The organism is Pseudomonas sp. GNP014, assembly GCF_054344005.1.
On sequence record NZ_JBTGUS010000001.1, the window covers coordinates 4,558,507 to 4,570,616 of the forward strand.

Consider the following 12,110-nt stretch of genomic DNA (forward strand, 5'->3'; position numbering starts at 1 on the left):
GGCGCCGGAGCGAAAAATAAGTTCCACTTTGATGGGTAGTTGCCATAACGCAGGTTCTCGGCAACTTCCGGTCAAGGTTAGAATGTGCGAAATCAGGACGAGTCAATGACCCAAGACACTCTCTCGGAAACCGAATACGATGCGATCACCGATGCCGCCGCGCAGTGGTGCATGCGTCTGCACGCGGCCGACTGCACGGACCAGGAGCGTCGCGCCTTCGAACAATGGCGTGATGCGCATCCCCTGCACGCGTTCGAGTACGAGGCGATGCTGGAAATCTGGGAAGTCGCCGAGCACCTGCCGCGCCCCGAGACTGCCGTGGATGTTGCGCCTCGCCAGCCGCCGCGGTCATGGCGGCAATACGCGGTCGTCGCCGGTCTCTGCACCCTGGCTCTGCCGCTGGCGGCTTATGCCGGCTGGAACCTGGGCTGGGTGCCCGACAGTTACCAGCATTACGCCGCTACCGACACGGTGCGCCAGGTCACCCTGAGCGATGGCAGCCAGCTCGAGCTGAACCTGAACACCGAATTGACCTTCAGCAACTACAAGGACGAACGGCGCGTCACCCTGAAAAAAGGTGAAGCGTTTTTTTCCGTCAGTCATGACACGCAGCACCCGTTTGTCGTTCGCGCAGGCGAAGGCAGGATTCGGGTAACAGGCACGCGTTTCAATGTCTGGATGTATCAAGACCAGGTGCGGGTCAACCTGATCGAGGGCTCGGTGCTGGTGAGCAGCAATACCGCACTGCCAGGCGATGGCTTGCGCCTTGGGCCGTCGATGCAGGCACGTTACAAACACGGCGACTACATGCCACAGATCAGCCAGACCTACCCCAACGACACCGCACTGGCCTGGCGCAGCGGCAAACTGGTGCTGGACAACCTGACGCTCAATGAAGCCCTGCCGCTGATCAACCGCTACCTCAACACGCCTTTGATGCTGGCCGACAGCAACACCGGGCTGATTCGGGTGGGCGGCATTTACAACATCAAAGAGCTGAACAATCTGGCCGGCTCGCTGCCGAAAGTGCTGCCGGTCTATCTGACCCGCAACAAGGAGGGCAATCCGGTGATCAACCCGATCCCACAGCAACCGCCAAAAAACTGAAGGCCGCACTTCCGTGGAAGGCGGCCTTCAAGTCTGACGCAACAACGACAGCCGTTACCGGGCTGCTACCTCCCCGCCTTTGTCTGCCGCCTCACTGACGTTCTGCACCTGATACTGCGGATCAGCCTTGATCTGCTGTTCGGTAAACGGCAGCACGCTCCATTGCTTCTTCGAAAACGCTTCGGTCTGATCACGGGAATACTTCGACGCCGGGTCGCTGGACAGCGAGAACGCCAACAGCCCCTGGGCGTGCGGGCCCTTCTCGTCGAACGTCACCACTTGCAGATAGCTGGTGCCGCTGACCACTTCCAGCTTGCCGTCTTCCCGGGGCACGCTCTGGATCGCGTTGTAGATGCCCAGGGTTCCCGGCCCGCCATGGATCGGCGTCTGCTGCCCGCCACTGCTGACCACCTGGATATCCCCCCAGCGCGTATCCGGTTTGAGGCCCATTTTGTTGGTCATCACCACCGATGCCAGCATCGCTTCACGCAGCGCCTTGGCCACCGCTGGCTGCTCGACAGCCAATCCGCGCGGCGTGTGGCGGGCATCCTTCGGATCAAACGCCACGCGCCAGATATCGGAGGATTTCTGCAGCGTTTGCATAATGTTCTGAAAGTGCACCAGGCCCAGGCGCGAATCCAGATTGGCTCGCCCGTCCCAGGCCTTGAGGCTGGCGCACAGCGGTTGCAACGCTTGCGCATCGGCACCGAGGTCGCCGGCACAGAACCTCAGCAAATCCGGCAGCACCTGGGTCGCCAGATACACCTGATCGTCCATCACCATGTGCTGCAAATCCTTCACCCCCAACGGCCCTTGTTGACCCGGATTGCCCAGGCGCGCCAGGGCATAGCGTGAACGCCAGCCCAGCGGTTGCCCTTCCAGGCTGATCAGTGGCGAGAACCCCGTCAGCGGTTGCGCCGGGTTGGCCAGCCAGGCGGAGTCGTTGGAGTGCTGCACAAAATCCTTGCGCAACAGTTGTGGCAGTTGGCTGGCGGCATAAATACCCTTCTGCGCTGCGTTCGGATCAATGTCCCAGGCACACGCGCTGTGGCTGCCATCGAGCACGATCATTTGCGTACCCATGCGCGGATCGCTGCACCTGGCCAGTTTCTCGGCGTTGACGTTCGGCACCACCGACAGGTTCATGTACAGCGTCTGCCCCTTGTCATCCACGGCCAGCGTATTGACCCAGGGAATGCCCTGAATCTTGTGCACCGACGCTTGCAGTTGCTCAAGACTGGTCGCCTGATTCATCGTGTACCACTGATTCAGCACGCGATCGTTTTCGAGGTTGGCATCGCGCAGGCTGTAGGCGTACTGATGGTCCCAGTCGAGCTTGCCCGGCCATTGCACAATCGGTCCAAACTGCGAACTGTAGAGGTCACGTGTCACAGCGGAAACCTGGCCGTCGGCCTGTTTGACCTGAACAGTCACGGTTTGCTTGCTCATCGGCAGCGATTGGCCATCGAGCAGGTAGCGCGTCGGATCTTTCGGGTCGAGTTGCAGGCGATACAGGGTGAAGTGCTTCGACGAGTCGACGGTATGGGTCCAGGCAAGGTGCTGGTTGAAACCGATGTTGATCATCGGCAGCCCCGGCAACGCGGCGCCCATCACGTCGAGCTTGCCGGGGATGGTCAGGTGCATCTGATAGAAGCGCATGCCGCCGACCCAAGGGAAATGCGGATTGGCCAGCAGCATTCCGCGGCCATTGAACGAGCGCTCGCTGCCCACCGCCACGGCGTTACTGCCGCGATCCAGGGCAAAACGCTGCTGGCGGGTATCGGCCAGTTGATAAGCCCGTGAGTCGTGGTTGATGGCGGCAGTCGCTTGCGGCGGAGTGGCGCCAGCCAATGCCTCGGCAAACTGACCGACACCGCCCTCGACCAGCAAACGACGAGTGAGCCTGACCACATCCTGCGCAGCGATGTCACGTACCCATTCACCCTGACATTGCTGCGGCAGGCCCTGCTGCCGGCGTTCGGCCAGATAGCGGTTGTAACCGGCGGCGTAGCCTTCGACCAGGTCACGCACCGGGGTCGGCTGAGCCTGCCAGAAAGCCTGCACCGCCTCCGGCGTATTGAGCCAGGTAAAGAACATATCGCTGACACGGTTCTCGCGCTGTTCGACGGTCAACTGCTCAGGGCCGAAATAGCGCGAACGCTCACCGTTGACCGTAACGATTTCGTTGGCCAGCAGGCACAGGTTGTCTTGCGCGTAGGCATAGCCAATGCCGAAACCGAGGCCGCGTTCGTTTTCGGCGCGGATGTGCGGCACGCCAAATCCGGTGCGCCGAATATCGGCACTGGCCGCAGTGGCCGGGCTGAACGCATGGGCCGACAAGCTCAGCCCGAGAAACATACCGGCGACGGTGAGTTGCAAGCTTCTGGCAACAAACCTCGAGTCAAAGCACAACCCGTCCCGTGATTCCGAATGTTCAACTTGCCGCTTGCAGCTCGAAGCTTGCAGCTGCTTCCGTCCGGTTAATTGCCTGGAAATAATCACGCTCGCTCCTGATCGAAATGCCGAAGAGCGGATCACGCCAACCGTGGAAAACGACACAGGCTACGCTCCGCTCTGAAAACACCCACGCGTCCACGCGCAATGAGCCTGAGCAAGAAACGAAGCCGGAGAAAAAAATTTAGCCCGCGTGACAGCGGATATAGGCCGTGATTACAAGGAAAGAACGAATTTCCGACAAATTTTCCACATTTTTTCTTTCATGATTTGTCGTGCTGATACGTCTTGTTTAGAGAACGCCCCAATAACCCTCCCGATCAGACTCTGAAAGGAGCCATCGCATGTACAACTCGCAACTACCAACGGACGGTAGCCAGGCGCAACAAGGAGCTTCCATGAGCCCCCACGCGAGCGATTTCGGGCCACGTGTCGACCGTCACGGTAACGAGCGAATCCGCCTGCTGCTGAAAAGTTTCGGGCTGCGCACCAGCCTGATTCGCCTCAAAGTCCTCGACGCCCTGCTGGTCGCCGCGCAGACCGATCGTCGTCTGGGCGTGCGCGGGGTCCATACCCAATTGCTGGATCTGGATATTCCGCTGTCCTTCCTCAGTGTGCGCGAAGTCCTCAAGCGCCTGTGCGCTGAAGGTGTGATTACCTTCAACGCCGACAAGAGTTACAGCCTGCATCCACAGGCTGCAGCCGTCCTCAACAACGATTGAAAGGCGCGGCGATCGCCGTCAAGGCTTGACCTTGCGGCGCATCACACCATTGATCACCACCACAACCACCGCCACGCCGATGGCGATGTACTGGAATGTCTTCTCGTCGATCTTCCCGGCGTTCTGCAGCCAGGACAGGCCAAGCATGATCACCAGCACAGACACGGCGATCAGAATCGAATATATCAAGCGTTGCTTCTGGGTCATTGCGGTTTCCTGAACCTTTGGAATGTATCCGGTTTGTATCCGTTTGCATGCCATGCGCTTACCCTTTTACGGGGATGCGCCGCGACATTCGGGGTCTCATGTTACAGCCGATGAAGAGTTTTGGCTTCATGACGGCGTAACCATGAGGATTTTTGAAATGCTGCGTCGAATCACCTGGCTGATTCCCGTTCTTGCCCTGCTGACCCTGAGTGGCTGCATCATCTTCCCCCACGGCGGCTGGCACGATGACCATCACCGTTATTACCAGGGCGGCCCTGGCTATTATCAACATCGTTAAGTGACGAACTTCTGATATAACCCGAGTCCAATTATTTCCCGCCATTCAATGCGCTTACGCAATGTAGGCGCATTTTGCGTAAAGTATCTGCAAAACCAGTAGGACGATTCGCCATCAACTGTAATACCTCCTCCCAAAGTAAAAATACGCAAACTATAGATATATACCGTCACACCAAATCCATATAAACCCACATAGCCGCCCCTTACTCTCTGCACTCTTGCTGTTTAACTTGATGAACCAGAAAGCATATGCAGAGAATTTTGATAAACATCCCTCCCACACGAGCGCTCGGATTCTGTCTGGCACTGACCTTGTTTGAACTGACCACTTACATGGCCAGTGACATGATCATGCCGGCCATGTTGAAGGTCATCCATACGTTTAATGCCGATAGCCGTCATGTTCCCTATGCGTTCAATCTGTATTTGCTCGGCGGTGTCTGCCTGCAAGGGCTGATTGGCCCCTTGTCCGATCAACTGGGGCGGCGGCGCATGTTACTGGCCGGTTGTGCGCTGTTCAGCGCGGCCTGCGCGGCGGCGTTCGCTGCCGGCAGCATAGAAGCGTTCAACCTGCTGCGGCTGGTGCAAGGCATGAGCCTGGGTTTTGTCGTCGCCGTCAGTTACCCCGCCCTTCAGGAAGTCTTCTGCGAGGCCGACGCCGTACGCCTGATGGCCTTGCTCGGCAACGTCGCGTTGCTGTCTCCGTTGCTCGGCCCGCTGGTTGGCACCCTGCTATTGGAATGGCTCGACTGGCGCGAACTGTTTCTGATGCTTGGCCTGGTCGCCGCGCTGGCCTGGCTCGGGTTGTATGCCTTCATGCCGGAAACTGTGGGGGCGCTGCGCCGTGACGGTAAACGCCTGGCAAGCATTCCTTTCTCCTGGCGCCATACCCGGCAGCGTTATCAGGCATTGCTGGGCAACCACCGCTTTCTCGCCGCCAGCCTCGCCCTGGGCCTGATGAGCCTGCCACTGATTGCCTGGATCGGCCTTGCACCGGTGTTGTTGATGCAGCAGCAAGGCCTGACGCCCCTGGCGTACGGGCTATGGCAAATCCCGGTTTTCGCGGCGGTCATCGTCGGCAATCTGTTGCTTGACCGGCTGTTGCTCACCCAGCCGCTACCGCGCCTGGTCAGCCTGGCGCTGTGGCCTTTTTGTCTCGGTCTGGGCGCGCTGATCGTATGCAGCCAGCTCGGTGCCGGGTTGCAAGCCGTCGTCGCCAGTCTCGCGCTGTATGCGGTGGGCCTGGGCATGAGCAATGCGGCGCTGTATCGGCTGGCCCTGTTCTGCAGCGAGGACAGCAAAGGCCTGGTCTCGGCGCTGATCGGCATGCTTTCCATTACCGTGATGGGCGCCGGCGGCGCGCTGATTGCCGCGTCTGGCGGGGGTAACAGCCTGTCACTGTTTGCCCTTTGGGCGGCCGGCGGCGGCCTGCTGGCCCTGCCCCTGCTGCTGGGCTTCCTCTCCAACAACACGTCCCACTCCCGCATCAACTCCATAAGGCTCGAACATGACCGGTTTACCTCTCAGCGATGCGCTTTGCGCGTCAGCGGCGCCCTATTGCCCGAATTCCGTGCCATCGGGTCTCTTCGAACACGCCATGGCCGAAATCAGCCGGTTTCACAGCGAGCAGACCCCCGGTTACACGCGTTGGTTGAACGCTAACGGACTGCAGATCAACGACCTGGACAACCTCGATGACTGGTCGCGCCTGCCACCGATCTTCGCCAGTTTTTTCAAACGGCAATTGCTGCTCAGCGCCACCGGCGAAACGGCCCTGGAACTCACCTCCTCCGGCACCAGCGGCGAGAAAAGCCGCATGCGTTACGACGAGCGCAGCCTTACCGCTGCCCAGTTCATGGTTGCGCGCATTTTTCATCATTACCACTGGCACACGCCCGACACGCCATGCAATTACCTGTGGCGATCCCTGGGTTACGAACCGGAAGAGCGCGTCGCCCTCGGCACCTCTTACACCGACCAGTTCCTGTGCAGCTTCGCCCCGGTCAATCGCGTGTGTTACGCCCTGCGACGCACCGGCAACGGACATCAATTCGATCTGTTCGGCGTCATCGCTGCCCTGCAAGCCTTTGCCGAAGAAGGCTTGCCGGTAAGGATTTTCGGCTTCCCGGCGTTCCTCTGGCAGACCCTGCAACAGATGCAGGCCACCGCTATCGCCGACCTGCGCCTGCCGGCCCGCTCGCTGGCGTTTTTCGGCGGTGGCTGGAAAACCCGGGCGGCACAGGAAATTCCACGGGCGCAGTTGTATGCGCAGATTCACCGACAACTGGGGATCGACCTGGCGAATTGTCGCGACGGCTACGGCGCAGTCGAGCATGCCGTGCCCTATATCGAATGCGCCCACCACCGTTTCCATGTGCCGGTCTATTCGCGGGTCTACGTGCGCAATCCCGCAGATTTTTGCGTCTTGCCCTACGGCGAACGTGGACTGCTGGGCTTCGTTTCGCCCTACATCTCCTCCAGCCCCGCCCACGCCGTGGTGATGAGCGATCTCGCCACTCTGCATCCGGGCTCCAGCTGTGGCTGCGGGCTTTCCACCGACTGGTTTGAATTACATGGCCGCGCCGGCACCACGGCCAGCAGAAGCTGTGCCATGGCCGCGGCCGAATTGTTAGGGAGTCATTGAAATGTATTTACTTGACGGACACCTGTGCACACCCGACAGCCTCGATCAGGCGCTGGCGTCACTGCTTGAAAACCTGCCGCGACAACTGAGTGCCCCCCTGGCAAGTGCCACGATCATCGACGCGGCGCAACGGTTTGCCGAACAACTGCGCGACACCGATCTGCCGCTCGATGCCGAGCAACGCCAGGGGTTGATCGAGTTCTGCCAGGCTGAAGCGCTGTGCGGCAAACTCGAGCACGAACTCGGTATGCAGCCGCACTCGCTGCACCGCTTCGACTACCGGCTACCGCGTTTCGAACGCTGGAGCCCCTTGGGCCTGGTGGTGCACATCACCCCGGGCAATGCGCCGTTGCTGGCATTTTGCGCAGTGATCGAAGGCCTGCTCGCGGGGAACGTCAACTGGTTGCGCCCGAGCAGCAGCGATCAAGGGCTGACCGCACGCCTGCTCCACGCCTTGCTGCAATGCGATCCGAGCGGGCAGCTCGCCGGTTACGTGGCCGTGCTGCCGGTGACCACCGCGCAAATCGGCGCACTGTGCCGACACGCCAATGGCGTCGCGGCCTGGGGCGGCGAATCGGCGTTGCAAGCCATACGACAGCAGCTCCCGCTCGGTTGTCGCTGGATCGATTGGGGCCATCGCATCAGCTTTGTCTACCTGACCGCCAGCGCCGCTTCCGCGCAGGCACTGGAGGCCGTGGCTGACGAAGTCTGCCGACTCGATCAGCAAGCCTGTTCCAGTCCGCAATGGCTGTTGGTCGACAGCGACGATCCGGCAGTCCTGCGTGACATCGGTGCCCGCCTCGCCCAGGCCTTCACACGCCGCGCCGAACACTGGCCAGCCCTGGTGCCGACCGTGCAGGAAGCGGCGCAAATCACCACGCACGTACAGATGGAGCGGCTGGGGCAAAGCTTTGCCGGCAAGACCGGGCAGACCTGGAGCGGCCCCGGCTGGCGGGTGATCTGGAGCCATGATCGTCAACTCGGCCCGTCCCCGTTGTTTCGCAGTGTGCTGCTCAAGCCCGTGCCGCGCTCGCTGCTCGGCACGACCCTGCTGACCTGGCGCAACGTCTTGCAAAGCTGCGCAGTGGTCTGCGAGGACGCCGAGATCGCCGAACTGGCGCAGACATTGATCAGCGCCGGCGTGACCCGCATTGCCCCGGTCGCGGCGATTCACGACGGTTATGCCGGCGAGCCCCACGATGGTGTCTACGCGTTGCAGCGCCTGAGCCGTCGCGTGTCGGTCAGCCTGTCGCAGACTGCACTGTCCGCACAGGCCAGCCTTGATTGCCAGCCCGCGCCGGCGCTGCAAGGCGCGCAGCCCATCATGACTAAAGAGGCGTTTGCCGCCCAACCGATCAACCCGAAGGCGCAGCTGTTGTTCCGCTCGGGCGGCACCAGCGGCACCCCGGCGCTGGCGGGTTTCAGCTATCGCGATTTTCAACGACAAATGCGCGCGACCGCTGACGGCCTGTTCGCCGCCGGTCTTGATCCGGTGCACGACCGGGTGATGAACCTGTTCTTCAGTGGCGCAATGTACGGCGGTTTCTTCAGCTTTGCCAAAGTCCTCGAACTGTTGCAGGTCACGCACCTGCCGATGGGTGCGCCCGGCGATGATGATTACCGGGACATTGCGCAACTGATCATCGCGCAGCGGGTGACGGTGTTGATCGGCATGCCGAGCACGGTACACCGGCTGTTCCTCAATGAAGGCCAGCATCTGCGGGCCTACGGCGGGGTCGCCAAAGTGTTTCTCGGCGGTGAGCACCTGAGCGGACACACCCGTGAACTGCTGCAAGACTGCGGCGTTTCAAGTGTGCGCTCGGCGGTGTACGGCAGCGTGGATGCCGGGCCACTCGGCCACGCCTGCGCGGCCAGCGCCGACGGCGTGTTTCATTTGATGAGCGATATCCAGCAACTGGAAATCGTTGAGTTTGCGCAAGACGTTCCGGTGAAGGGCAACGAGACCGGCCGATTGGTGTTCACCTCGCACGGCCGCGAAGGTCATTCCATCACGCGCTATGACATCGGTGACAGCGGACGCTGGGTCGACGGGGCGTGCGCGTGCGGCCTGAGATCGCCACGCTTCGAATTGTTGCAACGTCACGGCAAGCTGATACGCATTGGCAGCGATTTCATTTCCCTGAGCGAATCGACGCAGCGTCTGCAGGTGCCTGTTTCAATGAGTCCTCGACCACGCCCCCGACGGCAGGGATCGCCTGCAGTTGCGCAGCGAACTGACGTCGTCGGAAGTACTTGCGCGGCTCGCGGACTATTCAACTTTAACGACCCTTGTCGAGAGCGGTTTGTTAGTGATGGAAGTTGAAATCTGTGTACCCGGAAAGTTCACCCGTAACGCCCACAGTGGCAAAACCGCCGCGGTGATTGATGCGCGCCGTTAGTTCTTATTCACCTGTACACCTGAACTAAAACCAGACAACTTCAGAGCAATAACCGTGAAAACTACTGACCAACTACGCGAACTGATCAAGTTCGCGCGCCAGTGTTCGCCGTTTTACCGCAAACATCTGGCGGCTATCAGCGCATCCGATGACTCGCTGGATAACGTACCCGTGGTGGATCCACTGCAATACTGGCGCGAAAGCCAGAGGCTCGACCATTGGCCCGTCCTGACCGGCCCCATGGCATCCGCGCTGGTGTTCAAGACCGGTGGTTCGACCAGTGCCGGCAAACTGTCGATTTACGAGCGCGAAGAATGGCGCGCGTTCGTGACCGACTTCGGTCAAAGCCTGACCGCGCAATTCAATCCGGGTGACCGCGTTGCCAATCTGTTTTTCTGCGGTGACCTGTACGCCAGTTTCCTGTTCACTCACGATGCGTTGCAGCATGTCGATACCGACATCACCGAGTTTCCGTTCACCGGCAGCGTCGATCTGGCTGCACTGGCCGAAACCATTCCCCGACAACGGATCAATGTGCTGGCAGGTGTGCCCGCGCAGTTGCTCACGTTCGCCAGTTGGCTGAGCGGGCGCGGGCAAACGCTGCCCGAGGTCGAGACCATTCTCTACGGAGGTGAAAGCCTGTTTGCCGCGCAGCGAACAATTCTCCGGCAAGCGTTTCCCGCCGCACGCATCGCCTCCATTGGCTACGCCAGTGTCGACGCCGGATTGATCGGCGCCAGCCACCGTGACTGCAGCGAGGGCGAGCATCGGATGTGCGACGGCCACAGCATCGTCGAGATCATCGACGAGCAGACCGGTGAGGTCATCGACACTTGCGAGCGCATCGGCCTGTTGGTGCTGACCAACCTCACCCGCCGCTTGATGCCGGTGATTCGTTATCCGGTGGGCGACCGCGCCTGCTGGCGCGAACCGGCAGGCACGGCCATGCGCAAGTTCGCCCTCAAGGGCCGCAGCGCAAGCAGTGAACGGGTGCGGGTCGGGATTTTGTCGCTGATGCCGGGGGAAATCGGCGAGCGTGTCCGGCGCGATGTGGGCAGTGACACCTGGCAACTGGTCATTGAGCAGGCGATGCACAAGGACGTGCTCACCTTGAAATGGGTGGCGAATCACCCGTCGCCAGCGGTGGCCGAGGCTAACCGGACGCTGGAAGCCGGACTCATCGAGCTGTATCCGTTGATCGAACAATTGCGCAAGGATCAGTTGCTGGAACTGCGGATTCTGCACTGCACCTTCGAGGACCTGCCGCGGCATCCCCGTTCGGGCAAATGCCTGCGCGTGCTGGACCTGCGTGACTATCAACATGATGCAGCGGAGTCTGCCTGATGGAGCCGCTAATTCTCCGTAACTATCGCGACGCCGATGCGACGGCGGTCAGCGGCCTGATCCGGCAAGTGTATGGCGACCAATACGCGCAACCCGATGTCTACCTGCCGCACATGATCAGCCAGCACCACAGCCGCCAGCGCTGGCACTCGCTGGTTGCAGAAGTCGACGGGCAGATCCTCGGGCATGCCACCTTGTTGCGCGAAAACGTTGGTCAGGGTGCAGAACTTGCGGTCAGCGTCGTCCACCCTGACTTTCGCGGCCAGAATATCGCCACCCGTCTGGGCGAGCAGTTGCGGGTGCACGCGCAAGCCCTGGGTTGTCGCTATCTGTCCATCAAGCAGGTCACTTGTCACCCCTACACACAGCGCATGGCACACAGCCTGGGGTTTCATAACACCGGATTGCTGCCCGACTATGTGCCGTCACCGCTCGCCCCCCCGACACGGGAATCCATCGTTGTCGGTTTCCAGAACATTCCCGGCTATCAACGTCCGCTGCCCGACCTGACGTGGCCGATGCAACATGAGGCGTTCATGCTGCACCTGAGCAATGAGCTAGGGGTCGAAGAGCCATTGCCACATTGGCGCGGCGCACCGATTCATGTCGGTCATGGCGCCAGTCGGCATGACCTGGTGCTGGAAAAGCTCAAACCGGGATTGCTCAAACAATTGCGCGAGTTGCCGGCGCACTGGCTGGTTTCGCTCAGGCTTGGATTGTCTCGGCACTTTGCGCTGGATGTCGACAGACTGGCGAGTATCGGCTTTGTCTTCACTGGGCTGGCGCCCGGCGATGGCCACTGCGACGGGTGGCTGGCGTTGTTCCACCGCGGGCATAGCGACCGTGCGCTGCAGTTGCATTGCCCACTGATGCAACGCCTGCAGGATCGGCTTCAGCAAAAACCCGACGACGTCTGACAGCAAGACCTGGCCC

The 12,110-nt window shown here is 60.7% G+C and carries 9 protein-coding genes and 1 pseudogene; 8 read left to right on the plus strand and 2 right to left on the minus strand.

Features of this window, described 5'->3' with window-relative positions; translation table 11 throughout:
- Window positions 1-105 precede the first annotated feature (105 nt).
- Entirely contained in the window at window positions 106-1,107 is a 1,002-nt protein-coding gene (locus ACXX9E_RS20500; protein WP_186746871.1) for a FecR family protein, read from the plus strand.
- A 54-nt stretch (window positions 1,108-1,161) separates the two neighbouring features.
- Here ACXX9E_RS20500 and pvdQ read toward each other — a convergent pair whose 3' ends face one another.
- Entirely contained in the window at window positions 1,162-3,486 is a 2,325-nt protein-coding gene (gene pvdQ, locus ACXX9E_RS20505; RefSeq protein WP_458556067.1) for a bifunctional acylase PvdQ, read from the minus strand.
- Between the two features lie 419 nt (window positions 3,487-3,905).
- Here pvdQ and ACXX9E_RS20510 point away from each other — a divergent pair, with 419 nt between their 5' ends.
- Window positions 3,906-4,283 carry a fe2+ zn2+ uptake regulation protein gene (locus ACXX9E_RS20510; RefSeq protein WP_128616413.1) on the plus strand — a complete coding sequence of 126 codons (378 nt, stop codon included), beginning with the start codon at window positions 3,906-3,908 and terminating at the stop codon, window positions 4,281-4,283.
- Between the two features lie 18 nt (window positions 4,284-4,301).
- On the opposite strand, the gene ACXX9E_RS20515 is transcribed toward ACXX9E_RS20510, so the two are convergent.
- Window positions 4,302-4,490: a hypothetical protein gene (locus ACXX9E_RS20515; protein ID WP_123469017.1), complete on the minus strand. Its 189-nt coding sequence runs from the start codon at window positions 4,488-4,490 to the stop codon at window positions 4,302-4,304.
- A 157-nt stretch (window positions 4,491-4,647) separates the two neighbouring features.
- Here ACXX9E_RS20515 and ACXX9E_RS20520 point away from each other — a divergent pair, with 157 nt between their 5' ends.
- The 6 genes and pseudogenes from ACXX9E_RS20520 (at window position 4,648) to ACXX9E_RS20545 (ending at window position 12,094) form a co-directional block, all read left to right on the plus strand.
- A complete protein-coding gene (locus ACXX9E_RS20520; RefSeq protein ID WP_007918111.1) occupies window positions 4,648-4,788 on the plus strand; it encodes a hypothetical protein in 141 nt (46 codons plus the stop codon).
- A gap of 251 nt (window positions 4,789-5,039) precedes the next feature.
- Window positions 5,040-6,452, plus strand: coding sequence for an MFS transporter (locus ACXX9E_RS20525; protein WP_458556068.1), 1,413 nt, complete (start codon window positions 5,040-5,042; stop codon window positions 6,450-6,452).
- Entirely contained in the window at window positions 6,388-7,434 is a 1,047-nt protein-coding gene (locus ACXX9E_RS20530) for a LuxE/PaaK family acyltransferase (protein WP_458556069.1), read from the plus strand. Before ACXX9E_RS20525 ends, ACXX9E_RS20530 begins: the two co-directional genes overlap by 65 nt.
- 1 nt (window position 7,435) lies before the next feature.
- Window positions 7,436-9,833 (plus strand): annotated as a pseudogene (locus ACXX9E_RS20535) (aldehyde dehydrogenase family protein).
- A 54-nt stretch (window positions 9,834-9,887) separates the two neighbouring features.
- Window positions 9,888-11,177, plus strand: a complete 1,290-nt coding sequence (locus ACXX9E_RS20540; protein WP_458556070.1) for a phenylacetate--CoA ligase family protein — start codon at window positions 9,888-9,890, stop codon at window positions 11,175-11,177.
- Entirely contained in the window at window positions 11,177-12,094 is a 918-nt protein-coding gene (locus ACXX9E_RS20545) for a GNAT family N-acetyltransferase (RefSeq protein WP_128614415.1), read from the plus strand. The genes ACXX9E_RS20540 and ACXX9E_RS20545 overlap by 1 nt, the downstream gene beginning before the upstream one ends.
- Window positions 12,095-12,110: the final 16 nt, after the last annotated feature.